This is a genomic window from Edaphosphingomonas fennica (assembly GCF_003034225.1).
Lineage (GTDB): Bacteria > Pseudomonadota > Alphaproteobacteria > Sphingomonadales > Sphingomonadaceae > Sphingomonas_E > Sphingomonas_E fennica.
Genome location: NZ_PHHF01000075.1, coordinates 58,058 through 83,620, shown reverse-complemented (window position 1 = coordinate 83,620; position 25,563 = coordinate 58,058). Strand labels below are relative to the sequence as shown.

Below are 25,563 nucleotides of genomic sequence, written 5' to 3'. Positions count from 1 at the left end.
GGAGGTTGAGGAAGCGCAATCGCAATCCTCAACTTCCTCAACTTCGGCGGCGGCTCAACGAGGGTGAGAGTTGATGACGCAATACGTCTACCGTTTCGGCGGCGGTGTTTCGGATGGCGGCAAGGGGGATCGCAACCTCCTGGGCGGCAAGGGCGCGAACCTGGCGGAAATGGCCTCGATCGGCCTGCCGGTGCCCCCGGGCTTCACCATCTCGACGGAGATGTGCACGCGTTATTATGAGGAGGGCCAGTCCTTCCCCGAAAGCCTGAGGGCCGAAGTCGCGAACGGCATCGCCCATATCGAGGCGGTGACGGGCAAGAAGTTCGGCGTCGCCGCCGATCCGCTGCTGGTGTCGGTCCGCTCGGGCGCGCGGGCTTCCATGCCGGGGATGATGGACACGGTGCTCAACCTCGGCCTCAATGACGAGACGGTGGCCGGGCTGGCCGCGATTTCCGGCGACGATCGCTTCGCCTGGGACAGCTATCGCCGCTTCATCCAGATGTATTCGGACGTGGTGCTGGAGCTGGATCACGGCGCGTTCGAGGAAGCGCTGGAGATCGCCAAGGAGGACAAGGGCTACAGCCTCGATACCGAGCTTTCGGCCGCCGACTGGCAGGCGCTGGTCAAGCGCTACAAGGCGATCGTCGAGGAGCAGTGGGGCAAGCCCTTCCCGCAGGACGTGCATGAGCAGCTCTGGGGCGCGGTGGGCGCGGTGTTCGGATCGTGGCAGTCGGAACGCGCCAAGGTCTATCGCCGGCTGAACGACATCCCGGCCGACTGGGGCACCGCCGTCAACGTGCAGGCGATGGTGTTCGGCAATATGGGCGACACATCGGCCACCGGCGTCGCCTTCACCCGCGATCCTTCCAAGGGCGACCGGGCTTATTATGGCGAATTCCTGATCAACGCGCAGGGCGAGGACGTGGTGGCGGGCATCCGCACCCCGCAATATCTGACCAGGGCCGCGCGCGAGGCCGCCGGCGCCAAGCCGCTGTCGATGGAAGAGGCGATGCCGGAGGTCTACGGCCAGCTCGCCAAGGTGTTCGACCTGCTGGAAACGCATTATCGCGACATGCAGGATATCGAGTTCACCGTGGAGCGCGGGCACCTCTGGATGCTCCAGACCCGCAACGGCAAGCGCACCGCCAAGGCCGCGCTGAAGATCGCGGTGGACATGGCCAATGAAGGGCTGATCAGCGAGGAGGAGGCCGTCGCCCGCGTCGATCCGGCCGCGCTCGACCAGCTTCTCCACCCCACGCTCGATCCCAACGCCCCGCGCGACGTGATCGCCAAGGGCCTGCCCGCCTCGCCGGGTGCGGCATCCGGCATCGCCGTGTTCGACAGCGACACCGCCGAGCATCGCGCCGAGCTGGGCGATGCGGTGATCCTCGTCCGCGTCGAAACCTCGCCGGAGGATATCCACGGCATGCACGCCGCCAAGGGCATCCTGACGGCGCGCGGCGGCATGACGAGCCACGCCGCCGTGGTGGCGCGCGGCATGGGCCGCCCCTGCGTGTCGGGCGTGGGCAGCCTCGCCATCGACGCCAAGGCGCGGCTGTTCCGCGTCGGCGGGCGCGAGGTGAAGGAAGGCGACGTCATCACCATCGACGGATCGACCGGCGAGGTGATGGTGGGCAAGGTCGCGACCGTGGAGCCGGAACTGGCCGGCGATTTCGGCGTGCTGATGGGCTGGGCGGACAAGGTGCGCCGCCTCAAGGTCCGCGCCAATGCGGAAACGCCGCTGGACTGCAAGACCGCGCGCACCTTCGGCGCGGAAGGCGTGGGCCTGTGCCGCACCGAGCATATGTTCTTCGATGCCGCGCGCATCACCGCGGTGCGCCAGATGATCCTGGCCGAGGACGAGAAGGGCCGCCGCGTCGCGCTGGAGAAGCTGCTGCCCGAACAGCGCGGCGACTTCGTCCAGATCTTCGAGATCATGGCCGGCCTGCCGGTGACGATCCGCCTGCTCGATCCGCCGCTGCACGAATTCCTGCCCCATGCGGAGGAGGAGTTCAGCGAGGTGGCCGAGGCGGCCGGCGTCGGCGTCGAGGCGCTCAAGCGGCGCGCGGCGGAGCTGCATGAATTCAACCCGATGCTCGGCCATCGCGGCTGCCGCCTCGGCGTCACCTACCCCGAAATCTACGAGATGCAGGCCCGCGCCATCTTCGAGGCGGCCGTCGCCGTCGCGGAGAAGAGCGGCGCGGCGCCGATCCCGGAGGTGATGGTCCCGCTCGTCGCCACGAAGCGCGAGCTGGAGCTTATGAAGGACGTGATCGACAGCACCGCCAAGGCGGTGTTCGCCGAGAAGGGCCGGACCATCGACTATCTGGTCGGCACGATGATCGAGCTGCCGCGCGCCGCGCTCAAGGCCGGCGAGATCGCCGAGGTCGCCGAATTCTTCTCCTTCGGCACCAACGATCTGACGCAGACGACGCTGGGCGTCAGCCGCGACGACGCCGGCCGCTTCCTCACCACCTATGTCGACAAGGGCATCTATGCCCGCGATCCGTTCGTGAGCCTGGATGTCGAAGGCGTGGGCGAGCTGATCGAGCTGGCGGCGGAGCGCGGCCGCAAGACGCGGCCCGGCATCAAGCTGGGCATCTGCGGCGAGCATGGCGGCGATCCCGCGTCGATCGCCTTCTGCGAGGAAACCGGCCTCGATTACGTGTCGGCCTCGCCCTATCGCGTGCCGATCGCAAGGCTTGCCGCCGCGCAAGCGGCGCTGAAGAAGAAGGGCTGAGATGCGCCGCCCCTCTCCGTCCGATCGGCGGGCGGGGAGGGGCGGTCCTCAGGCCTGGCGATATTCCGGCGCCCGGCCCTCCGCGAGGGCGGCGGCCTGCCCGCGCCAGTTTTCGCGGGCGATGCGGCCGGGCTCATAACCCATCCGGCCTTCGAGCGCGGCTTCGTCGCCATCGCTCATCCGCGCGATGTCCCGGAAGCGGGCATAGCCTTCCTCGTTCAGGCGAACTTCCTCGTTGCGGTCGATGCCGTGGATGCGGGTGAGGTCGTCCACGCCGCCGCGCGCGGCGGCCGCGATGGCGCCGGCCGTGCCCGCGCCGATGGCGGGCGCCGTCCGTTCCAGCTCGGCGATCAGGGCGTTGGCCGCCGCGATCCGGGCATCGCGATCGGCGATCGTCGCCTGGTGATCGCTGCGTTCCTGTTCGTAGAGATGGCGCCATTTCGCGCCGCCGGATCGCGACAGCAGCCCCAGCAGCCAGCCGAGCACCAGCACCAGCGCGAGCACCGCCCATTGATTTGGCGAAAAGCTGAGCATCGTCATCGCCTCTCCTGATCGTGTGGAGGCCAACGGCTGCCGCCGTCCGACGTTCCGTCGCGGTCAGTCCGTCTTGCGGAAGGCGAAGGCGGCGGTCTCATAGGGGAAGGCGGTTTCTTCTCCCGCCAGGGCCGGTGTCGAGGCGATCAGCGCGCGGACCCGAGCGGCCACCGCCTCCTGCCCGGCGGGCGGCAAGGCGGCGATGAAGCTGGTAGAAAGCGTGCGGTCCAGCACCACCTGATCGGCGGGGCCGATATGCGCGTGGCGGAAATGCGCCTCGCCGACGGCGGCGAATCCCTCGGCCGGGAAAAGGTTGCGCCACGCGCCCGACTTGTAGCGGGGGGCATCGCCCTGATGGGCATCGGTGATCGCGCTCAGCCGCGCCACCCAGTCCACGCTTTCGTCGCGCACGTTCCAGATCAGCCCCAGCATGCCGCCGGGCGCCAGCACGCGGCGTATCTCGGCCAGGGCGGCGGCATTGGCGAACCAGTGGAAGGATTGCGCGCAGATCACCGCGTCGGCCGACGCCGGCGGCAGGGGAATGGCCTCGGCGGTGCCGGCGAGGCATTCGACGTCGGGATTGTCGGTGGCCAGCTTGTCCCGCATCGCCGCCACGGGCTCGACCGCGATGGTCCGCGCCCCGGTCCCGCGCAGCCATGGCAGGAACTTGCCCGTGCCCGCGCCCAGATCGACGACGACACGGCCGGGCGCGAGGCCGATCACGTCGCGGAGCCAGCCGGCGACCTCCGCGGGATAATCGGGCCGGCCGCTCCGATAGGTTTCCGCCCGCGCCGAATAGCCACGGGCGGCGGCGTCATGGATCGATGGCACGGGATGCGCTCCGCCTGGTCTGGTTCCCGGCGGCAGAGCGCACGGCCCCGCCGCCGGGTTCCCCATATCAGCGGTTGATGAGGTTGTCCGAGATCGAGCAGGCCGCCGGGCCGAGGATGACGACGAACAGCACCGGCAGGATGAAGCAGATCAGCGGCACCGTCATGATCGCGGGTAGGCGGGCGGCCTTTTCCTCGGCGCGCATCATCCGTTCGTTGCGGAATTCGGCGGAAAGCACGCGGAGCGCGGAGGCCAGCGGCGTGCCGTATTTCTCCGTCTGGATCATGGTGGTGACGACGCCGCGGATCGAATCCAGATCGACGCGCATCGCGAGATTCTCGAAGGCGGCGCGCCGTTCGGTGAGGAAGCCGAGCTCGATCGCGGTGAGCGCGAATTCGTCGCCCAGCTCGGGATAGGCCTTGCCCAGCTCCTTGGCGACGCGGTGGAAGGCGGCGTCCACTGTAAGGCCGGCCTCGGCGCAGATCACCAGCAGGTCGAGCGCGTCGGGCAGGCCCTTGCGGATCGCGGCCGTGCGCTTGGAAATCTTGTTCTGGACGTAGAGATCGGGCGCCTTGTAGCTGAGCAGCAGCGATCCCGCCGCCATCAGCGATTTCTTGAACGGGCTCCAATCGCCCAGCCAGCCGAAGACGTAGATCGCCAGGAACACGCCGCCGCCGATCACCACCGGCAGCACCAGCCGGCCGAAGATCACCGCGATCGCCGCATCCTTGGATCGGATGCCGGCCTGCATCAGCTTGATCTGCGCCTGCTTGAGCTGCTCGTCCTGCAGCACCTTCATCGAATTGAGGAAGCTGCGCATGCGATCGGCGGTTTCGTTGGTGGCGTTCAGCTTCACCCGGCGCTTGCCGGTGGAAGCGGTGATGCCGGCCTTCAGCTGCTCCCGCCGCTCGTTCAGCGCCTTGACGCGCTTGGCCATCGGATCGCGCACCGTGGTGGCGGCATAGATGGCGACGAGCAGCGCGAAGGTGGCCACGGCGGCGAGCAGGGTCGCCACCATGTAGACATCCACCCCCATCAGCGTCGGGCCTTGCGCTTCCATGTCCCCGCTTCCCCGATCAGATTTCGAAATTGATCATCTGGCGCATGATGAAGGCGCCGATGCTCATCCAGATAAGGCCGCCGCCGCCCGCGATCATCAGCCGCTCGTCGACGAAGAATTTGCCCATATAATCGTAATTTATGTAGCAGATCAGGGCAAAGACGATGAAGGGCAGCGCGCCGATGATATAGGCCGATGCCTTGGATTCCGACGACATCGCCTTGATCTTCAGCTTCATCTGGGCCCGCTTGCGCAGCACATCCGCCAGGTTGGCGAGCGTTTCGGCAAGGTTGCCGCCCGTTTCGCGCTGGATCTGCAGCGTGATGGTGAAGAACTGGAATTCGGGCGTGCCCAGCCGGTCGGCGGTTTCCTGGAGGGCGGCGTCCATCGTCCGGCCGATCTTCATCTTGTCGGAGACCGAACGGAATTCGATGCCCACCGGCCCCGGCACCTCGCTGGCGACCACGCCCAGCGTCTCGGAGATGGGCAGGCCCGAGCGCAGGCCGCGCACCAGAAGCTCGATCGCGTCGGGGAACTTGGCGTTGAAGGCGGCGACGCGCTTGTTGATCTGCATTCCCACCAGCATGTGCGGCACGCCCAGGCCCACCACCAGCCCGACGAAGATGGCGAGCAGGATCGGCGCGCCGCGCGTGAGGATCAGCAGCGCGACCACGCAGGCGATGGCGAGCGAGGTCAGCGCATATTTGCCGACGGTCCACGCCTTGCCGGTCATGTCCAGCCGCTTCTGGAGCTGGGCCGGATTGGGGATGAAGCGGCTGAAGGCCAGGTCCAGCCTGGTTTCGCGCTGGGCGATGATGCGCCGCATCTGGGCTTCGACCGCGCCGGCGCCGCTCTTGTTGTGGCGATCGCGGATCTCGGCCAGCCGGCGGGTCTGCGCCTTGGCCGTCGACGGGCCGGAAAAGGCCGCGAAGAGCAGCAGCAGCACGCCGGCGATGCCGGCCGCGAAGATCAGGATCGGCGCCAGCGCCATCGGGCTCAGCCCTGCTTCTGCTTCTTGGCGGGCAGCAGCGACTTGATGTCGCCCAGCTTGCCGAGCAGCGACTTGCCGGATGGCTGGTCGGCGGCTTCCTTGCCGTCGACCACCGCGATCAGGCGCGTGGCGATCTCGTTCACCATCGGGCCGATCTTGGCGGTCTTGCCGACCTCGGCGAGAGGCTTGCCCAGCTTGGCGGCCTGCGCGGCCGTCTTCTGGTCGTAAGGCAGCACGAAATCCACGGCGCGCTCGATCGAGCTTTCGAAATCCTTGCGCGCGATTTCCGGCACGCCGACCGTGGGCACCCGATTGGCGACGAGGATGACCCGCGCCTGCGGGGCGTTGGACTTCAGCCAGGCGAGGATGCGGATCGTATCCCGCGTCGCGGCGAGGGTGAATTCCGTCACCACCAGCACCGCCTGCAGATCGTGGATCAGGTGCGGATGCTGGATCAGCATGGCGCGCGGCAGATCGACCACGGTGCATTCGAAGGCGGCGCGCAATTCCTCCTGCAACTGGTGGAAGGCCGATCCGTCGGACAGCAGCGGCTGGGTGATCGGCGCTTCGGCCGACAGCACGGCCAGTTTGTCATTGGCCTTCACCATCGCGCGTTCGATGAACAGGCCGTCGATGCGGCTGGGATTTTCGATGGCGTCAGTAAGGCCGCGGCCCGGTTCCAGATCGAGCGCGAGCGCGCCGGTGCCGAAATGGACGTCGAGATCGAGGAGCGCGGTGGTGCGGCCGGAGCGTTCGCCGAACAGCCAGGCGATCGAGGAGGCGAGGGTGGAGGCGCCGACGCCGCCGCGCACGCCGATCACGGCGGCCGAAAGATGCGGGCGATCGACCACCTGCTCGCCGCCGCGCGGGCCGGCCAGCGTCATCTGCGCCTGCGCGAAGGCATCGCGCAGCTGGTCCGGATTGAACGGCTTCAGCAGATAATCCTGGATGCCGGAGGCGACGAGATCGCGATAGAGGCGGACATCGTTCACCTGGCCGGCGGCGATCACCACCGTGCCGGGTTCGCACACCTCGGCCAGCGAATTGATGTCGTTCAGCGGATCGCCCGATTCCGTCATGTCGACGAAGAGGATGCCGGGGCTGGCCGATACGGAGAGCGACTGGACGGCATTGCGCAGCCCGCCCTTGTTCACCTTTTCGGGCGCCCAGCCCATTTCGGCGACGACGAGGCGCAGCAGCTCGGCCGTGGCCTCGTCGCAGACGAAGGCGGAGAAGGGATCGCGTAGCGCGCTGCCGCGGGCGTGGAAGGGCGCGTTCATTATTTGCTGCCTTTCGTCGTCGATTCGGACTTGAGACCTTCGGCTCCCGTCGGGGCCTTCTGGCGGTAGGACTGGATCGCCTTGGTGACGCTGCGGGCATCGGAACCGAACGCTTCCTGGCCGCGCACCAGATCCTCCGGATTGGCGACCATGGCCGCGAGGTTGGCGTTCACCGCGCAGCCATAGTTGGACATGGTGGACGCGGCGAATTCCGGCTGGGAGGGGCGGCTCCAGTTCGGGCAGCCCTGCACCTCGGCGCGGGACCGGCTGACGACGACGCGGATGGAGCCGGCGACGGGCGATCCCGGCATCACCGGCGCGGCATTGCCCAGCAGCATGCCATGATCCGCGAGGATGGCGGCGATCGTCGCGCGGGCGCCCTCATGCCCATAAGGGGCCGGGTCGTCGAGCGCGATGCTGTCGCCATAGCCCAGCCGGAGCGCGGCGAACCAGGCGTCCAGCTGGCGCCCTTCGGCGCTATCGGGCGACGCCAGCCCATCGGCGTTCACGTCGAACACATAATCGGCGCGGCTCACGACCGGCTGGTTCACCGATTCGACGCCGCGATTGACCGGTCCGCAGCCGGCGATCGCCAGCGAGAGCAGGCCGGTGGCAAGGATGTGACGCATGGTTCTGCCTTCCATCGCGGGCCTCAATTGAACGAGAAGCCGGGCGCGGGGGCCGCGGCGCTCTTGCGGGAGGAGCCCGTTGCCGAAGCGCCGGGGCGGACGGAGACGGCCGGGGCGGCGGGGTTGCCGCCGACGCCGGGCGCCACGGTGACGGGCGGCGTCTGCACCGGCCCCGGCCGCGGCTCGCCGCTCTTGCCCATGAAGGTCTGGGAGCCGAGCAGCCGTTCGGCATCGGTGGGCGCCTTGTGGCCGTCGGTCGGCAACCGCGCCTCGCTGGCGGAGGTCGGGCGCACCAGATAGGGGGTGACGATGATTACCAGCTCGGTCTCGTTGCGTTTGAACGAGTTGGAACGGAACAGCGCGCCCAGGATCGGCAGGTCACCCAGGAAGGGCGCCTTGTCGATGGAATTGTTGCTGGTGTTGGACAGCAGGCCGCCGATCATGAAGGCCTGGCCGGAGCCGAGCTCGACCGTGGTTTCCGCCCGCCGGGTGGTGAAGCCCGGAATGCTGAAATTGTTGAGCATCACCGAACCCGCCGCCGAAAGCTGCGACACTTCCGGCCGCACGCGCAACGATATGCGCCCGTCGGACAGCACGGTGGGCGTGAAGGCCAGGCTCACGCCATATTGCTTATATTCCACCGATACGGTGCCCAGCGCCTGGCTGATCGGGATCGGCACCTCGCCGCCCGCCAGGAAGCTTGCCGTCTCGCCCGAAAGCGCCGTCAGGTTGGGATTGGCGAGCGTGGTGACGAAACCGTCATTTTCCGCAAGATCCAGCGTGCCCAGCAGGTCCAGGCCCAGCAGGTGGCCGGCGAAGCCGAGCGTGGTGCCCGTGTCCTTGTAATTGAAGGTGTAAGATGTGCTGCCGATCGGAAGCCCGGAAGGATCGTCCGGCTTGGTGATGGTCGTGATCGTCCCCGGCTTGCCCTGGCCGATGCCGAACAGGAACCCGCCGGAGCTGTCGCGGCTCAGCAGGTTCATGCCCACGCTCTTCGCGAATTCGCGATTCACCTCGGCGATGCGGACCTGCAGGTTCACCTGCATCGGCGTGGCCGTCTTCAGCCGGCTGAAGACCTGCGTGTCCTTGCCGACGAAGGCCTGGACGAGCTGTTGCGCCTCCTCGACATCGCCCGGCGTGGCGACTGTGCCGGTCAGCAGCACCATCCCGTTCATCGGCATGGCGGCGATCTGCGCGTCGGGCATCGCCACCTTCAGCATCTGGCCGACGTTGGAGAAGTTCGCGCCGACGCGGACATTGGTGGAATAGACCACCTGGCCCGCCTTGTTGGTGGCGTAGACCGTGGTTTCGCCCGCGCCCTTGCCGAAGATGTAGAGCTGGGTGGGCGAGCGCACCTGCACGTCGGCGATGGAGTCATTGGCGACGAACAGGTCGGTCATCGGACCGGCGAGCTTCACCATCTGCCCGGTGCCGACCGAAAGCGTGATCCGATCGGTGGGCGCGGTGGCGGACGGCGCGGCCGCCAGCGGCGTCGCGTCGGCCAGCGCCAGCCCTGCGGCCAGCATGGCGGCCAGCGCCAGCCCCACCGCGTGGTGGCTGCTCTTCGAAATTAGCATCTTATTTCCCCCCCACGGGAACTTCGGTGACGGTGTTGCCGCGTGCGACGCGCACGACCGGCCCCGCGACGCGCGGCGCATAATTGCCGCCGGCGGAAGGCTGGCCGCCGGACTGCTGGCCGGAATCGGCCTTGGCGGGCACGGTGCGGCGCTGGAAGCGCGACACGTCTGCGCCGACGGTGACGGTGGTGTCGGTATCGATCGGCCGGTTGGCGATGGCGAGCAGCATCTGCTTTTCCGCCTTCGGATCGGCATTTTCGGGCACGCTCACCTCGCCCGCGGCGATGGCGCGCTCCAGTTCGGAGGTGTTGTCCGCGATCGAGCGGAGCGACAGCGAGAGCTGGCCGATCGTCTGCGCGACGGCGATCTTCTCGGCGATCTTGGGCGTCGCCTCGAGCGTGACGGTGGAGAAAGTGACGACCACCGTCTTGCCGTCATCGCCCACCTGATTGTCGGTGCGCTGGTCGGTCGCCAGCACCCGCAGATTGCGGATGATCGTTTCGGACGCCTTGAGCGGCGGCCCGTCGCCCCCGCCCGTCACGTCCTGGGTCAGCACCAGATCGACGCGGTCGCCGGGGAAGACGAAGCCGGCGACGCCGGAGGAGGCGGAGACCGAGACGGTCACGGCGCGCATGCCCGGCCCCAGCGCGGCGGCCAGGAAGCCGCGATCGCCGGGCTTGACCAGCGATCCCTGGGTGATCGGCGCGCCGGCCGTGATCGGCACCCGCACCACCGTTCCGGTCAGCGAGGCGAGATCGCTCTGCCCCTTGATGAAATAGGCTTTCTCCACCAGGTCCTTCGGCCAGGGCTGGTAGCGGAAGCTGTCCGGTTCGATGATCGTGCCCACCGGCAGCGCGCGGGTGGCGACCAGCACTTCCGGGCCGGTCGGCTGCGGAGCGATGGCCGCAGCGGCTTGCGGCGCGGCGGCGCCGGTGAACATGGTCTTGGCCGCGAAGGCCGAAACACCTGCCAGGAGGAGCGCACCGATCAGCAGTGCAAGCTTCTTCACATCCATGACGCCCGTGATCCCTTCGGCCCTTTACGGTGCCCCGTCATGCAACGGGGGTGGTTAAGATATCGTTGGCCATCACCCACAGCGCCGCGAGGGAGATCGCGACGCCATAAGGGATTTCCGGCTGGCCTTCCGCGCGGCGGGCGCGGTGGAGGACGACCATCGCGATCGTCAGCACCCCGCCGATCAGCGCCATCGCCACCAGCATGCGCACCAGCGGCAGCGGCGGCAGCCACAGCGCCAGCGCCCCCAGCAGCTTCACGTCGCCCCCGCCCATCATGTTGAGCGCGAAGCAGCCCGCGAAGACGATGAAGACCAGCAGGGCGAGCCCCAGCTGGATTGCCATGCCCGGCCAGAACGGCAGGCCCTGGGCCAGCCACCAGGCCGGCGCGCCGATGGCGATCGCGGCATTCAGCCAATTGGGGATGGTGCGCGCGGCGATGTCGCCCCACGCGGCGTAGAGCAGCCCTGCTGCCAGCGCGCCAAGGATGATGATTCCCGTTACCCCCATGGCCAAGAGGCTAGACGCGGACCCTTGCCAAACCGTAACCAGCGCCGATGGATGCGCCCCGGAATATCGACAGCGGCGGCCGGCGGAGCCTGCCCGTGGGGATGAGGATCGATTCCTGGCGGGCATCGGACGGCTGGGCGCTGCGCTGCTTCGACTGGCCGGCGCCCGCCGGCGGGGCCGCGCGCGGCAGCCTGCTGTTCCAGTCCGGCCGGGGCGACTTCATCGAGAAATATCTGCAGGCGATCGGCCACTGGCACGATCGCGGCTGGGCCGTCACCGGCTTCGACTGGCGCGGCCAGGGCGGATCGGGGCGATTCCTTGCCGATCCGGCCGTCGGCCATGCCGAAAGCTTCGATCGCTGGGTGGAGGATCTGGACGGATTCGTGGCGGCATGGCTTGCCGGCACGCCCGGCCCGCATGTGCTGGTCGGCCATTCGATGGGCGGGCATCTCCTCCTCAGGCTGCTGGCGGAACGGCATCCGCAGATCGATGCCGCCGTGCTGCTGGCGCCGATGCTGGGCTATGCCGCCGGGCCGCTGCCGGGCTGGGCCGTCCGCTGGATCGCGGGCGCGGCCTGCCGGCTGGGCCTTGCCGGACGTGCGGCATGGACGGAAAGGCTGGGTGACGGCGACGGCCCCTCCCACCGGCAGCGCAACCTTACCCATGATCTTGCGCAATATGCGGATGAACTCTGGTGGCGGGATCGGCATCCCGAGCTTGCGCTGGGCGCGCCGAGCTGGGGGTGGCTGCGCGCCGGGGCCGAATCGATGGCGGCGCTGGCCGCGCCCGGCACGCTGGAAGGCGTGGCGACGCCGACGCTGATCCTGGCGACGCCCACGGACCGGCTGGTCGATGCGCGCGCGATCGCCAGGGCCGCCGCCCGCATGCCGGATGCCGAGCTGCGCTGGTTCCCGGCGGCCGCGCATGAGCTGCTGCGCGAGCGGGACGATATCCGCCGGGCCGCCTTGGGGATGATCGACGCTTTCCTCGCGGAGCATGCGCGATGATCCGGGCCGATATCGCCATCATCGGCGCGGGCATGGCGGGCGCGTCGCTTGCCGCCGAAGTCGGCGGCGGGGGAAGGCGGGTGGTGCTGATCGAGGCGGAAAGCCGGCCGGGCTATCATGCGACCGGCCGGTCGGCCGCCTTCTGGTCGGAAACCTATGGCGGGCCGGCGGTGCAGCCGCTGACCACGGCATCGGGCGCCTACCTCTGGAACGGCGGTTTTCTCCGGGATCGCGGCGCGCTGCATATCGCCGACGGGGAGGGCGCGGCCGAGCTTGCGCGCATGGCGGCGGCGTTCGCGGGCACCGGCGTCGCGCTGGACCCGGTGGATCGCGCCGGGCTCGCGGCCGTCCTGCCCGGCCTCGCGCCCGGCTGGGACGCGGGGCTTGCCGAACCGACCTGCGCCGATATCGACGTGGCGGCGCTGCATGCCGATTATCTGGCGCGGACGCGCCGCGCGGGCACAATCTTGCTGGCCGATGCCGCCGTCCGGGCGATGGATCGGGTGCAGGGCGGCTGGCGGATCGAAACCCGCGCCGGGCCCGTGCTGGCCGATATCGTCGTCAATGCGGCGGGCGCCTGGGCGACGGACGTGGCGGCGATGGCCGGCGCCCGGCGAATCGCGATCACGCCCTTCCGGCGCACCATGGTGCAGATCGCGATCGATCCGCCGGCCTCCGCCGATCTGCCGCTGGTGATCGACGCGCTCGGCCGATTCTATTTCAAGCCGGAAGCGGGCGGGCGGCTATGGCTCTCGCCGCATGACGAGGTGCCGAGCGCGCCCTGCGACGCCGCGCCGGAGGAGATCGACGTTGCGGTGGCGATCGATCGCTTCGAGCGGCTGGGCATCGGCCGCGTGCTGGCGCGCGAGCATGCCTGGGCGGGCCTGCGCAGCTTCGCGCCCGATCGCGCGCCGGTCTACGGCTTCGACGATCGCGCACCCGGTTTCTTCTGGTTCGCAGGGCAGGGCGGGTTCGGCATTCAGACGGCACCGGCGGCGGCATGGCTGGGTGCGGCGCTGCTCACCGGCGGCGCCGTTCCCGATGCCGTGCACGCTATCGATGCGGAGCGTTATTCCCCCGCCCGGTTCGGCTGAGGATCAGGATTCCTCGACCACTTCGGCGCTGGCCGAATTCTTCACATTCTCGATGCATTTGAGCGCGGAGGCCTTGGCGGAATAGCCCTCGCTCGCGGTCGCCAGGATGTTGCCGTTGGCATGCACGAGCCGCCAGCGATATTCGCCGGCCTTGTCCTTGTAGACGGTGAACTTCATGGATTTCGTCCTCCCGAAGTCTATGGCCGAGGCCATCGGCCGGATCGTTACGGCGCGGGCACAGTATCGCGAATATCCCGCCTGTCCAACCGGCTGGTTGCGCCCGCGCCCGTCCCGTCCCTAGAAGGGGCGAAGCTTTGGGACGGAGCGGCGATGACGATATTGATCACGGGTGCGGCGGGCTTCATCGGCCAGCAGGTGGCGGCCCGGCTGCTGGCGCGCGGCGATCGCGTGATCGGCATCGACAATCTCAACGATTATTATCCGGTAGCGCTGAAGCAAGATCGGATCGCCGATCTCGAAACCCGCTTCGGCGATGCCTTCCGTTTCGCCCAGATCGACTTCGCCGATCATGAGGCGCTGGCGCGCGCGCTGGCGGGGGCGGCGATATCGGGCATCGTCCATCTCGGCGCGCAGGCGGGCGTGCGCTATTCGATCGAAAATCCGCGCGCTTATGCGCAGTCCAATCTGGTCGGCCATCTCAACATGCTGGAGGTGGCGCGCGAGCGGCCCGGCGTGCCGATGGTCTATGCCTCCTCCTCCTCGGTCTATGGCGCGAACGAAAGCCTGCCCTTCCGGGTCGAGGACCGGGTGGACCACCCCGTCTCGCTCTATGCCGCGACCAAGAAGGCGGACGAGCTGATGAGCGAGACCTACGCCCATCTCTATCGCATCCCGCTCACGGGCCTGCGCTTCTTCACCGTTTACGGGCCGTGGGGGCGGCCGGACATGGCGGTGTGGCTGTTCACCCGCGCCATTCTGGCGGGCGATCCGATCCGCGTGTTCAACGGCGGCGATATGCGGCGTGACTTTACATATATCGACGATATCGTGACCGGGGTGGTCGCTTCGCTGGACAATCCGCCGCCCGACGATGGCCAGGCCAAGGCCGGGGGCAGCCGCGCGCCGCACCGCCTCTACAATATCGGCAATCACCGCTCGGAGGAATTGGGCCGCCTGATCGACGTGATCGAGGCGGCATGCGGTCGCCCCGCGATCCGCGATTACCAGCCGATGCAGCCGGGTGACGTCAAGGAAACCTACGCGGACATCTCGGCCATCCGCGACGATCTCGGCTATGCGCCGACCACGCCGATCGATGTCGGCGTGCCGCGCTTCGTCGATTGGTATCGCGCCTATCACTCTATCTGATTAGGGCCATTCATTCGGCGGCGATCGGGCCATATGCGGCCCGAGGCGCTTGCCTCGGCGGGCATCGGCCGGAAGATGGCGGGAAACGAAAAGGGATGCCCGCCATGACCGATACGCAGGAACAGGATCGCGCCGCGATCCGCGCGCTCGTCGAAAACTACACTAACTTCGGCGATGCCGGGGACGAGGCGGGCTTTGCCGGCCTGTTCACCGAGGATGCGGTGATCGTCACCCCGTTCAACCGGATGGAAGGGCTGGCGAGCATCCGCACCATTCCCGCGATGCTGGGCCAGATGTTCGCGCGCACGCTGCATCAGGTCACGTCCCAGGCCGTGACGATCGTGGGCGACAGCGCATCCGGCGAGACCAAGAGCTACGCCAACCACATCACCGTCAATGCCGACGGCACGGCCACCAACGACATGTGGGCGATCCGCTATCAGGATGCGTTCCGCCGCGAGGACGGCCGCTGGAAGATCGCGGCGCGCACGCTGCTGATCGACTGGACGGAGCTGAAGGCGGTGAAGCCCGGCAACGGCATCACCGGCTGATCCCGCGGGGCTTGGCGGGGATGCCCGAATTGACGGATCGGGCCATCGCTTTTCGCAAACTGGCGTCCCTTCTTTTTCGCAAGCCGCCTCTCCTCTAGACCCTCGACGACAAAAGCCGCATCGTTCGGATGTCGGAAGTGCGCAAAGGCGCATGCCGGGGGAGAGGCGCATGGAAAAGATCGGAAGGCCGCTGACGCGATCCCGCGATGCGGGCGGAGTGCGGCCATGAAGTTCTGGCTGGTGCTGATGGGCGTGGCCGAGGTGGACCAACTCGTGCCGCTCGCCCAGCATGCGGAGGCCTGCGGCTTCCACGGCGTCACGGTTGCGGACCATCTCGTCATGCCGACGAAGTTCGCGACCAAATATCCCTATTCGGAAAATGGCGAATGGTTCTGGCCGATCGAGACGCCCTGGCCCGATCCCTGGGTCACGCTGGGCGTGATCGGCGGGGCCACATCGCGGATCAAGCTCGCCACCAACATCTATCTCGCGGCGTTGCGCGATCCCTTCACCGCCGCGCGCGCCATATCGGCCGTGGATGCCTTCGCGCCCGGCCGCGTGCTGTGCGGCGTATCGGCCGGCTGGCTGAAGGAGGAATATGATGCGGTCGGCGTGCCGTTCGAGACGCGCGGCAAGCGGCTGGACGAGCTGATCGCGGTGATGCGCAAGCTGTGGACCGGCGAAAGCGTGAGCCACGCGGGGGATATCTTCCAGTTCAGCGACGTGCTCATGCGGCCCGCGCCGGCATCGCCCATCCCCGTGCTGTGCGGCGGTTCCTCGCCGCCCGCATTGCGCCGCGCCGCGCGCAACGACGGCTGGCTCGGCCTGCCGATGACGCTGGCGGACAATGTCGCCATCGTCGAACGGATGCTTGCGCTTCGCGCCGAGCAGGGCCTGCCACGCGAAGGCTTCACCCCGATCCTGTCGCTGGCCGAACCGCTGACCCCGGACGCGGTGGCGGCGCTGGACGCGGTGGGCGGCCATCTTTCGGCCATGCCCTGGCTGCCGACGCCGTGGGATGTCGAACGCTTCACCGACGACGGCGCCGACTTCCGCGAGCTGCAGGTCAAGAAGGATGCGATCAGCCGCTATGCCGAGCGCGTGATCGCCCAGGCGAATTGAAACGAACGCAGGAGAAACAAGGATGAGCAAGGATTTTCCCGAAGGCGCGGTGATGGTGTTCGGCGGCAGCGGCGGCATCGGCCAGGGCGTCGCCGTGGAATTCGCGAAGTCGGGCACGGACGTCGCGATCTGCTACCGGTCCAAGAAGGACGTGGCGGAAAAGACGGCGGAGGCGATCCGCGCGCATGGCGTGAAGGCGTCGATCCACCAGGTCGACGTGCGGGACAAGGCGCAGGTCGAGGCCGCCGTGGCCGCCGCCGCCAAGGAACATGGCCGCGTCCATTCGATGGTGTGGGGCGCCGGGCCGCTGGTGCCGCAGATCCACATCGCCGAATGGACCCAGGATCATTATCGCAACGCCATCGAGGTCGAGGTGTTCGGCTTCTTCACCGCATCGCAGGTGCTGATCGAGCATTTCCGCGCGAATGGCGGCGGCTCCTTCGTCCATCTCGGTTCGGCCGGGCATGATTGGTGGCCGGCGATGGACGGGCTTTCGGTGGCGCCCAAGGCGGCCAACGAGGCCCTGATCAAGGGCATCGCCAAGGAAGAAGGCAAATATGAGATCCGCGCCAATTCGGTGCTGGTCGGCGTGATCGACGCGGGCATGTTCCACGAATTGACCAAGCAGGGCGTGTTCGACGAAGCCTGGGTGAAGGAGACCCACAAGCTGCTGGCGCTGAAGCGCTGGGGCCAGCCGGAGGATATCGGCCAGGCGGCGGTGTTCTTCGCATCGAACCGCGCCCGCTACGTCACCGGGCAGACGATCTCGGTCTCGGGCGGCTTCGGGGTCTGATCGGAATGGCGGTCGCGGCGAAGGCGCAGGAAGTCGGCCTGGATGTCGAGGATCCGTTGATCCTCGACGACGTCTCCTCCCACGCATGGGATGAGGAGGCCGATCTGGTGATCGCCGGCCTCGGCGGGGCCGGCGTCGCCGCCGCGGTGGAGGCGCTGGAACGCGGCGTCTCCGTCATCGCCGTCGATCGTTATGAAGGCGGCGGGTCCACCGCCGCCAATGGCGGCATCTTCTATGCGGGCGGCGGCACGGTGATCCAGAAGGAGGCCGGCGAGGACGACAGCCCCGAGGAGATGTACAAATATCTCAAGATGGAGGCGGGCGAGGTCGTCGCCGATTCCACGCTGCGCAAGTTCGTCGACGAAAGCGTCTCCACGGTCGACTGGCTGCTCCACCATGGCGGCAAGCTCAACAGCGCGGTGTGGAAGAAGAAGGCGAGCTATCCGCCGCTCGATCGCTTCCTCTACCACCCCGATAATTCGCTGGTCGCCCGCTACCGCAAGGTGGCGAAGCCCGCCGCGCGCGGCCACCGCGCCCATATCGCCAACGGCAAGAAGGCATGGGGCGTCGGCATCGGCATCTACAATCCCCTGCGCGATTCCGCGCTTCGGCTGGGGCTGAAGTTCCGCCCGCTCACCGAGGCGCGGCAGCTTGCCATCGATGCCTCGGGCCGGGTCGTCGGCCTCAAGGTGCTCTCGATCCCGCCGGGATCGAAGGATGCGGCCGCCTTCACCAAATATATCCGCCGGGCCAACCATTTCCTGGCGATGCTGCCGCCGTCCATCCCCTTTGCCGCGATCACCATCGGCATCGGCAACCATTATCTGAAGAAGGCGATGCGCATCGAGGCGCATGGCCGCGAAACCCGCTGGATCCGGGCGAGGGAAGGCGTGCTGCTTTCCACCGGCGGCTTCATCATGAACCCGAAGATGGTGCAGCGTTATGCCCCGGCCTATGCGGCGGGCATGCCCAACGGCACGCTGGGCGATCAGGGATCGGGCATCGTCATGGGGATGACGGCCGGCGGATCGACCGCGCTGATGGGCAAGGTTTCCGCCTGGCGCTTCATCAACCCGCCCAAGGCCTGGTCCGACGCGATCGTCGTCAATGCCAAGGGCGAACGCTTCGTCGACGAGACCGTCTATGGCGCGACGATGGGCGAGCATATCGTCGATCATCATGGCGGCACCGGCTGGCTGATCTATGATGCCGCCGCGCGCAAACAGGCCTTCCGCCAGGCCTTCGATCCGGTGCTGGTGCCCTTCCAGCGCGATGTGACGCTGCTCAACCTGCTATTCAACTACAAGAAGGCGCCGACGCTGGCGGCGCTGGCCGATCGCATCGGCGTGGATCGCGATGCGCTGGCGGCGACGGTCGCGCGCTACAACCGCGCGGCCGCGGGTCAGGAGCCGGACCCCTTCGAGAAGGAGCCGGAGGACATGCAGCCGATCGCCACCGGGCCGTTCTACGCGATGGACATCTCGATCGCGAGCCGCTTCCTGCCGCTGCCCGTCATCACCTTCGGCGGCCTGCGCGTGGAGGAGAATACGGGGCAGGTGCTGGATGGCGAGGGCAGGCCGATCCCCGGCCTCTACGCCGCCGGCCGCACGGCGGTGGGCATCGCCTCGCAGACCTATGTCTCCGGCCTGTCCTATGCGGATTGCGTCTTTTCCGGCCGCCGCGCGGCGCGCCACATCGCGAAGGCAAATATATGAAGCGCGACATCCGCGTCAGCCTGGGTCTGATCGGCCTCGAAACCCTGTTCGGCGGCGATATCCGCGCCGCGATCGATTGGCTGGCGGTGGCGGAGGAGATGGGCATCGACGGGGTGACGCTGACCGATCATGTCGTGATGGGCGAGGCGCTGGAAAATTATCCCTACGGCCCCTTTCCCATGCCGCTCGACTGGCCGTGGTGGGAACCGATCGCGCTGCTTTCCGCCATCGCCCAGGCGACCAAGAGGGTGCGGCTGCAGACGGCGATCCTCATCTCGCCGCTGCGCCCGGCTGTGCTGCTGGCCAAGCAGCTCGCCACGCTGGACGTGCTGTCGGGCGGGCGCGTCTCGATCGGCCTCGGCGTCGGCTGGCAGAAGGAGGAATATGAGGCGAGCGGCGTGCCGTGGGAGGGGCGCTTCGGCCTGATGATCGAGCAGATCGAGGTGGCCCGCGCGCTGTGGCGCGATGCGCCGGCCGCCTATCATGGCAGGACGGTCAGCTTCGATCGCATCCACAGCCGGCCCTTCCCGGTGCAGCAGCGCATTCCGATCATGCTCGGCATCGCACCCAGCGAACGCAACGTCGCGCGCATCGCCGACCATGCCGATGGCTGGCTGCCGATCCAGGCGGACGTGCCCTCGATCGCCGAAGGCATCGCCCGGTTGCGCGATGCCTTCGCGGAACGCGGCCGCGATCCCGCCAGCCTGATGATTCGCGCCGTGCCCCGCGCGGCGAAGGGCGCCAACGGCCGTCCCGACATGGACCGCACGCTCGATAATGCCCGCGCGATGGTGGAAGCCGGCGTCACCGAGATCGAGCTCTTCCCCCTCCACTTCGCCCGCGACCGCGCCGGAGCGGAGGCGCTGGTCGAAAAACTGGCCGCCTTCAAGGCATCGCTCACCCCCTGATCGAACCCCCTTCCCAGACCGCGATCGCCCGCTATAAGGGCGCCCGCTTGTGATGCTGGGGCGTCGCCAAGTGGTAAGGCACCGGTTTTTGGTACCGGCATTCGCAGGTTCGAATCCTGCCGCCCCAGCCAGATTGATCATCGCCTTATTTCAGGGTGATAGGCCTCGAAAATGATCGGTTGCGGGCATGTGCCCTAGCCTCGCCCATGCGCCCCTAAGCGGTTTCATTTCCGGTCCGAGCGTCATCCTCACCACGCCGAAGCCCAGGGCCGCTGATCTTCCGGCAGGCCCTTACGCGGCGTGTTTCCGCGTCAACCTTTCCGAATCGCGTTGCCGGAACCGTGTTGGGTTCCTCGCTTGCCCGGATGGCCTTGCGTCTCCTTCGGTGAGCTTCCTGCCTCGCACGCCGAACGCCGGCTCCTGCACCTATTGGCCGGTGCGTGGATAGGGATTCACACCGTCAGCCTGTCAATATTCACACGCGAGAGAGTGAATATTGACAGGCTGACGGTCGCAACGCATAGTGCCTCCCATCGAAAGCCGTCCGGCAAGCGACGGCATCAAGGGGAGGGGAAAAGCATGTACACCAAAAGCTTAGTGTCGGTTTCCGCGGTCGCCGTCGCGCTGCTTGCGTCTCCGGCATGGGCGCAGGATGCGTTGCCCGAGGCGGAGCGTGCCGCGTCGGGATTGGCGCATGACAACGGCGATCAGGCTATCCGGGCCGAGGATATCGTCGTCACCGCAACCCGCCGCGAAGAGCGCCTCCAGGACGTTCCGGTCAGCGTCACCGCCTTCCAGCAGCGCCAGCTGACGGAAAAGGGGATCGTCGGCTTCGAAGGCATCGCCCGCGAGACGCCCGGCGTCATCCTCAACCGCCCGACCCAGAATTTCAACAATTTCACCGCGCGTGGCATCGCCACCAACGGCTATAACGCTAACCTGCAAAGCTCGGTCGCGGTCTATATCGACGAGCTGCCGGTATCGACGATCGGCAACACCACCGTGGTCGATCCCAATCTTTTCGACGTGGAGCGCGTCGAGTTCCTGCGCGGCCCGCAGGGTACGCTTTTCGGATCGGGCTCATTGTCGGGCGCGATGCGGATCCTCACCAAGAGCCCCGACCTCGGGGATTTCGAGACCTCGGCGCTGGTCGATCTCGGCCTGACCGGATCGGATTCCATCCGGCAGCGCTATAACATGATGCTCAACGTGCCGGTGGTGAGCGACAAGCTCGCCGTTCGCGCGGTCGGCTTCTACCGGCACGAGGAAGGCTATCTCGACAATGTCGGGACGGGCGTCCACAACTCCAACACGCTGGTCGATTATGGCGGTCGCATGATCGTGCTGTGGAGGCCGGACGATCGCCTCTCCATCCGCCTGCTGGGTTCCTACGAGAATAGCGATCCCAAGGATTCGTCGCTCACCGATCCGACGCTGGGCCGGGAGAAGCGCTATTCCGATCAGCCGGATCGCTTCACCGGCAAGCAGACGATCCTCAACGCGACGATCGACTATGAGTTCGATTTCGCCAAGCTGACCAGTTCCAGCACCTATTCGGATTTCGACCAGCGCTTCTACGCCGACCTGTCCGGGTCGTTCCCGGCGGGCAGCTATCCGGGCGCGCCGATCGCCTTCGGCCTCGATGCCAATGCCTATGACAAGGTGTTCGTCCAGGAAACGCGCCTCGCCTCGACCCTCGACGGCCCGTTCCAGTTCGTCCTCGGCGGCTTCTACCTCCACCGTCGCCGCGACGTGGACTATCTGTATCGCTCGTCGCTCGAATTTCTCGCGGAGCGCAACCTGACGGGGCTGCCGGACCAATATTATCAGAAACAGTATACGCACCAGATCAGCGAGGAGCTCGCAGGCTTCGGCGAGCTGACCTATCGCTTCTCCGATCGCTTCTGGCTGACCGGGGGAATGCGCTACGGCCGCATTTCGGCCCAGGGCTTCACCGAGGCCGGGGGCTATCTCGCCACGGCGGCCGGCTACAATTATTTCACCTATGCGCTCTACAATATTCCGGGGCATTTCGACACGTTCACGCCTTATGAAGCGGTCGCCGGGGTCAAGGCCAAGGGATCGAAACCCTCCTGGAAGGCCAGCGCCACCTTCAAGCCGGTCGAGACGCTGACGACCTACGCCACCTTCTCGACCGGCTTCCGCGCGCCGATCGTCAATGCTTTCGCGGGCCGGCCGAGCCTGGTGGACCCCAACGACATCATCATTCCCTACGGCGCGACTTCGGACGATCTCAAAAGCTATGAGCTTGGCGCCAAGGGCCGCTGGCTGGACGGCCGCGTCACCATCAACGCGGCCTTCTACCTGATCGACTGGAGCAACATCCAGGCGCAGGCGAACCGCGTTTCGGATTCGGTTCAGTTCGCGACGAACGTCGGCGCGGCCCGCAGCAAGGGCTTCGAGGTGGAGATGGGCATCATCCCGGCCAAGGACGTCTATCTGGGCCTGAACGCCGCCTATAACGATTCGAAGATCACCAAGCTGACGCCCGAGGAAGCCGCCATTTCCGGCGCGGTGCTGGGCCACCGCCTGTCCGCGCCGCGACTTCAGGGGGCGATCTATGGCAATTACGGCTTCGACCTTGCCGATGATATGAAGGCGAACCTGGCCGTGAACGTGCAATATGTGGGATCGTACAACAACACCTTCCCGAACACGCCGGGCAACCCCAACCTGCCGCTGGCGACCTTCGGCCAGACCGACGAATATGTGAACGTCAATATGAGCCTGGGCGTGAAGCGGCAGGCCTGGTCGGCCCAGCTTTATGTCGAGAATCTGTTCGACAACCACTCGGCCGTCTACATCCATCCCGAAGCCTTCATGGCAAGCCGGGTCGGCACGCTGCGGCCGCGAACGGTGGGCATCCGCCTCGGATACGGGCTCTGATCCCCATGCCGGCCGGCGCATCTGAATCCCTGGGGGTCGCAAACCCGGTCGGGGGCGCCGCCGGAACGCAGCCGGGCGCTCGCGCCTGGTTCGTTCTGGCGGCGCTTTGCTTCGTCTATGTCCTCAATTTCCTGGATCGGCAGCTGCTGTCGATCCTGGCGAAGCCGATAAGGGAGGAGCTGCACCTCAGCCACGGCCAGATCGGGCTGATCAGCGGGCTCTATTTCGCGCTCTTCTATTGCCTGATCTCGATCCCGGTCGCCTGGTTTGCCGATCGCTCCAACCGCGTGCGCGTCCTGTCCTTCGCCTGCGCGCTGTGGAGCGCGGCGACGGTCGCCTGCGGGTTCGCGGCGACCTATCCGCAACTGGCGATCGCCCGGATGACGGTGGGCATCGGCGAAGCGGGCGGCGTGCCGCCTTCCTATGCGATCATCTCCGATTATTTCCGCCCCGGCACGCGCGGCACGGCGCTCGGCCTCTACAATCTCGGCCCGCCCTTGGGAAATGCGCTCGGCGTCGCGTTCGGCGCGTCGATCGCCGCCGCCTATAGCTGGCGCGACGCCTTCCTGGTGCTTGGCGCGGTCGGTGTCGTGACGGCTCTGATCGTGTGGCTCACGGTTCGCGAGCCGGTGCGCGGCGGTCTCGATGCTCCCGCCGCCGGGCAGGGCCCGCAATCCATGGCGCCGTTCATGGCGACCTGCCGGATGTTCTTCGCCAATCCGGTGCTGCGGCTGGTGGCGCTCGCCACGGGAGCCAACCAGTTCATCACCTATGCCACCGCCAATTTCGCCACGCTGTTCCTGATGGAGGAGAAGGGCATGACCATGGAGGAGGTGGCGTTGTGGTATTCGCTGCTCATCCTCGTCTCCATGGGGGGCGGCATCTTCCTTTCGGGCCGGCTGGTCGATCGGCTGGCGTCGCGCGACAAGCGGGCCTACGCCCTCATCCCGGCCGTCGGGCTGATCCTCGCGGTACCGTTCTTCGTCGGTTTCGTGCTGGCGCCGGGCTGGCGGATGGCGATGCTGCTGGCGGTCATCCCGATGGCGCTCAACTATTTCTACCTCTCACCGGCCGTCGCGCTGGTGCAGGAAGAGGTGCGCCCCAACGAGCGCGTGATGGCGGGCGCGCTGCTCCTGCTCGTCATGAACCTGATCGGGCTGGGCCTCGGCCCGACCTATCTGGGCGCCGCCAGCGACTGGTTCCGCGCCGCCCATCCCGAAAATTCGCTGCAGCTCGCCTTCCTCACCCTCGTGCCATTCTACGGATTGGCGGTGCTGCTCTTTTTCATGCTGGCGCGGGCCATCCGCCGCGCCGCGCAAGAAGCCGGAGACCTTTGATGCGCATGTTTCGGCGTGCCCCCATTTTCCTTCTCGGCGCTCTTCTCCTCGCCGGCGCGGCCGATGCCGGACCCGTCGTGCGGGCGCCCGACGGCGCCGTCGAAGGGATGGAAGCCGGCAAGGTCGATGTCTTCCGTGGCATTCCCTATGCCCGCGCCCCGATCGGCGATCTGCGCTGGAAGGCGCCGGTGGCGCTGCCGGCATGGCAGGGCGTGCGCGATGCGCGCGCCTTCGGCCCGGCCTGCGTGCAGCCCCGGCCCCGCGCGCAGAGCATCTATGCCAATCCGCCCGAACGGATGAGCGAAGACTGCCTGACCCTCAACATCTGGGCGCCCCAGAAGGCGCGCGGCCTCCCCGTCTTCGTGTGGATCCACGGCGGCGCGCTGACCACGGGCTACAGCCATGAGCCGATGTATGACGGCGCCCGGCTCGCGGCCAAGGGGATGATCGTCGTATCGATCAACTACCGCCTCGGCATCCTCGGCTATCTCGCCCATCCCGAGCTCAGCGCCGAATCCGGCGAGGGCATTTCGGGCAATTACGGCCTGCTCGATCAGATCGCGGCATTGCAATGGGTCAGGCGCAACATCGCTTCCTTCGGCGGCGATGGCGCCAACGTCACCATCGCCGGCGAATCCGCCGGCGCGCTCAGCGTGATGTATCTGATGGCGAGCCCGCGGGCCCGGGGCCTGTTCCACAAGGCGATCGCCGAGAGCGCCTATATGATCACGACGCCCGAACTGAAGGCGGAGCGCCACGGCACCCCTTCGGCCGAGGCGGCCGGCACCCAGGTCATGCAGGCGCTCGGCGCGCCTAGCCTCGCCGGACTGCGCGCCATGGAGGCGGAGAAGCTGACCCAGGCCGCCATCCTTGCCGGCTATGGGCCGTGGGGCGTGGTGGACGGCAAGATCCTGACCCGCCAGCTCGTCGACACCTTCGATCGCGGCGAGCAGGCGCGCGTCCCGCTGATGGCGGGCTTCAACAGCGGGGAAATCCGGACGCTGCGCTTCCTGTTGCCGCCCGCGCCCGCCGATGCGGCGGCCTATGAGGAGGCGATCCGCGGCCGATATGGCGATCTCGCCGATCCGTTCCTGCGGCTTTATCCCGCGACATCGGTGGCCGAAAGCATGCTGGCCACCACGCGGGACGCGCTCTACGGCTGGACCTCGACCCGGCTCGCCATCAAGCAGGCCAGGGCCGGCGCGGATTCCTACCTTTATCTGTTCGATCACGGCTATCCGGCGGCGGACGAGAACGGAATGCACGCCTTCCATGCGGCCGAGCTTCCCTATGTATTCGGCACGGCCCGCCAGACGCCGGCTTTCTGGCCGAAGATTCCCGACACGCTGGCGGAACGCCGCCTGTCCGATGCGATGATGGCCTATTGGGCCTCCTTCGCCACGACCGGCCGCCCCACGGCGCCGGGCCAGCCGGACTGGCAACCTTATGGCGACGGCGCGCACTATATGGCCTTTGCCGGAAAACTGCAGCCCGGCACCTATCTGTTCCCCAGCATGTATGCTCTGCACGAGGCCACGGTCTGCCGTCGGCGCGCGGCCGGCAATCTCGCCTGGAACTGGAATACCGGCGTTGCCTCCCCCGTCCTCCCGGCCAAGAGCGGAGATTGCCAGTGAG

At 67.4% G+C, this 25,563-nt stretch carries 22 protein-coding genes and 1 tRNA gene; 13 read left to right on the top strand and 10 right to left on the bottom strand.

What is annotated here, in order from left to right:
- Positions 1-73: 73 nt before the first annotated feature.
- Positions 74-2,740, top strand: coding sequence for a pyruvate, phosphate dikinase (ppdK, locus tag CV103_RS17920; protein ID WP_107395714.1), 2,667 nt, complete (start codon positions 74-76; stop codon positions 2,738-2,740).
- Positions 2,741-2,788: 48 nt separating this feature from the next.
- Here ppdK and CV103_RS17915 read toward each other — a convergent pair whose 3' ends face one another.
- From CV103_RS17915 to CV103_RS17875, 9 genes are all read right to left on the bottom strand, one after another.
- The gene (locus CV103_RS17915; protein WP_245896936.1) at positions 2,789-3,280 is read right to left on the bottom strand and encodes a hypothetical protein; all 492 of its coding nucleotides are present in this window, start codon (positions 3,278-3,280) and stop codon (positions 2,789-2,791) included.
- 57 nt (positions 3,281-3,337) lie between these two features.
- Entirely contained in the window at positions 3,338-4,105 is a 768-nt protein-coding gene (locus CV103_RS17910; protein WP_107395713.1) for a class I SAM-dependent methyltransferase, read from the bottom strand.
- 67 nt (positions 4,106-4,172) lie between these two features.
- The gene (locus CV103_RS17905) at positions 4,173-5,165 is read right to left on the bottom strand and encodes a type II secretion system F family protein (protein ID WP_015458235.1); all 993 of its coding nucleotides are present in this window, start codon (positions 5,163-5,165) and stop codon (positions 4,173-4,175) included.
- 16 nt (positions 5,166-5,181) lie between these two features.
- Positions 5,182-6,156 (bottom strand): type II secretion system F family protein, encoded by a 975-nt coding sequence (locus CV103_RS17900; protein ID WP_015458234.1) that lies wholly within the window; start codon positions 6,154-6,156, stop codon positions 5,182-5,184.
- Between the two features lie 5 nt (positions 6,157-6,161).
- Entirely contained in the window at positions 6,162-7,436 is a 1,275-nt protein-coding gene (locus CV103_RS17895) for a CpaE/TadZ family protein (protein WP_070934846.1), read from the bottom strand.
- Positions 7,436-8,065 (bottom strand): CpaD family pilus assembly protein, encoded by a 630-nt coding sequence (locus CV103_RS17890; protein ID WP_107395730.1) that lies wholly within the window; start codon positions 8,063-8,065, stop codon positions 7,436-7,438. Before CV103_RS17890 ends, CV103_RS17895 begins: the two co-directional genes overlap by 1 nt.
- Before the next feature lie 23 nt (positions 8,066-8,088).
- On the bottom strand, positions 8,089-9,642 hold the full coding sequence (locus tag CV103_RS17885; RefSeq protein ID WP_015458231.1) for a type II and III secretion system protein family protein: 1,554 nt from the start codon (positions 9,640-9,642) through the stop codon (positions 8,089-8,091).
- A 1-nt stretch (position 9,643) separates the two neighbouring features.
- Positions 9,644-10,657 (bottom strand): Flp pilus assembly protein CpaB, encoded by a 1,014-nt coding sequence (cpaB, locus tag CV103_RS17880; RefSeq protein ID WP_070934843.1) that lies wholly within the window; start codon positions 10,655-10,657, stop codon positions 9,644-9,646.
- Positions 10,658-10,694: 37 nt separating this feature from the next.
- A complete protein-coding gene (locus CV103_RS17875) occupies positions 10,695-11,165 on the bottom strand; it encodes an A24 family peptidase (protein WP_107395712.1) in 471 nt (156 codons plus the stop codon).
- Positions 11,166-11,212: 47 nt separating this feature from the next.
- Here CV103_RS17875 and CV103_RS17870 point away from each other — a divergent pair, with 47 nt between their 5' ends.
- Entirely contained in the window at positions 11,213-12,172 is a 960-nt protein-coding gene (locus tag CV103_RS17870; protein WP_107395711.1) for an alpha/beta fold hydrolase, read from the top strand.
- On the top strand, positions 12,169-13,266 hold the full coding sequence (locus CV103_RS17865; protein WP_107395710.1) for an NAD(P)/FAD-dependent oxidoreductase: 1,098 nt from the start codon (positions 12,169-12,171) through the stop codon (positions 13,264-13,266). Before CV103_RS17870 ends, CV103_RS17865 begins: the two co-directional genes overlap by 4 nt.
- Before the next feature lie 3 nt (positions 13,267-13,269).
- On the opposite strand, the gene CV103_RS17860 is transcribed toward CV103_RS17865, so the two are convergent.
- The gene (locus tag CV103_RS17860; RefSeq protein ID WP_015458226.1) at positions 13,270-13,443 is read right to left on the bottom strand and encodes a YegP family protein; all 174 of its coding nucleotides are present in this window, start codon (positions 13,441-13,443) and stop codon (positions 13,270-13,272) included.
- Between the two features lie 153 nt (positions 13,444-13,596).
- Between CV103_RS17860 and CV103_RS17855 the strand changes: the two genes are divergently transcribed.
- The 10 genes from CV103_RS17855 to CV103_RS17810 all read left to right on the top strand — a co-directional run bounded on the left by CV103_RS17855 (position 13,597) and on the right by CV103_RS17810 (position 25,562).
- Positions 13,597-14,595, top strand: a complete 999-nt coding sequence (locus tag CV103_RS17855; protein ID WP_107395709.1) for an NAD-dependent epimerase/dehydratase family protein — start codon at positions 13,597-13,599, stop codon at positions 14,593-14,595.
- Between the two features lie 104 nt (positions 14,596-14,699).
- Entirely contained in the window at positions 14,700-15,146 is a 447-nt protein-coding gene (locus CV103_RS17850) for a nuclear transport factor 2 family protein (RefSeq protein ID WP_107395729.1), read from the top strand.
- 225 nt (positions 15,147-15,371) lie between these two features.
- On the top strand, positions 15,372-16,268 hold the full coding sequence (locus tag CV103_RS17845; protein WP_107395708.1) for a TIGR03619 family F420-dependent LLM class oxidoreductase: 897 nt from the start codon (positions 15,372-15,374) through the stop codon (positions 16,266-16,268).
- Between the two features lie 22 nt (positions 16,269-16,290).
- Positions 16,291-17,061, top strand: a complete 771-nt coding sequence (locus CV103_RS17840) for an SDR family NAD(P)-dependent oxidoreductase (RefSeq protein ID WP_070934833.1) — start codon at positions 16,291-16,293, stop codon at positions 17,059-17,061.
- A 5-nt stretch (positions 17,062-17,066) separates the two neighbouring features.
- On the top strand, positions 17,067-18,776 hold the full coding sequence (locus CV103_RS17835; protein ID WP_015458221.1) for an FAD-binding protein: 1,710 nt from the start codon (positions 17,067-17,069) through the stop codon (positions 18,774-18,776).
- The gene (locus tag CV103_RS17830; protein WP_107395707.1) at positions 18,773-19,684 is read left to right on the top strand and encodes a TIGR03619 family F420-dependent LLM class oxidoreductase; all 912 of its coding nucleotides are present in this window, start codon (positions 18,773-18,775) and stop codon (positions 19,682-19,684) included. The genes CV103_RS17835 and CV103_RS17830 overlap by 4 nt, the downstream gene beginning before the upstream one ends.
- Positions 19,685-19,740: 56 nt before the next feature.
- A tRNA-Gln gene (locus tag CV103_RS17825) sits at positions 19,741-19,815 on the top strand.
- Between the two features lie 448 nt (positions 19,816-20,263).
- A complete protein-coding gene (locus CV103_RS17820) occupies positions 20,264-22,591 on the top strand; it encodes a TonB-dependent receptor (RefSeq protein WP_107395706.1) in 2,328 nt (775 codons plus the stop codon).
- Between the two features lie 5 nt (positions 22,592-22,596).
- Entirely contained in the window at positions 22,597-23,928 is a 1,332-nt protein-coding gene (locus CV103_RS17815) for a spinster family MFS transporter (protein WP_107395705.1), read from the top strand.
- A complete protein-coding gene (locus tag CV103_RS17810; protein WP_107395704.1) occupies positions 23,928-25,562 on the top strand; it encodes a carboxylesterase/lipase family protein in 1,635 nt (544 codons plus the stop codon). The genes CV103_RS17815 and CV103_RS17810 overlap by 1 nt, the downstream gene beginning before the upstream one ends.
- The last annotated feature ends 1 nt before the right edge of the window (position 25,563 follow it).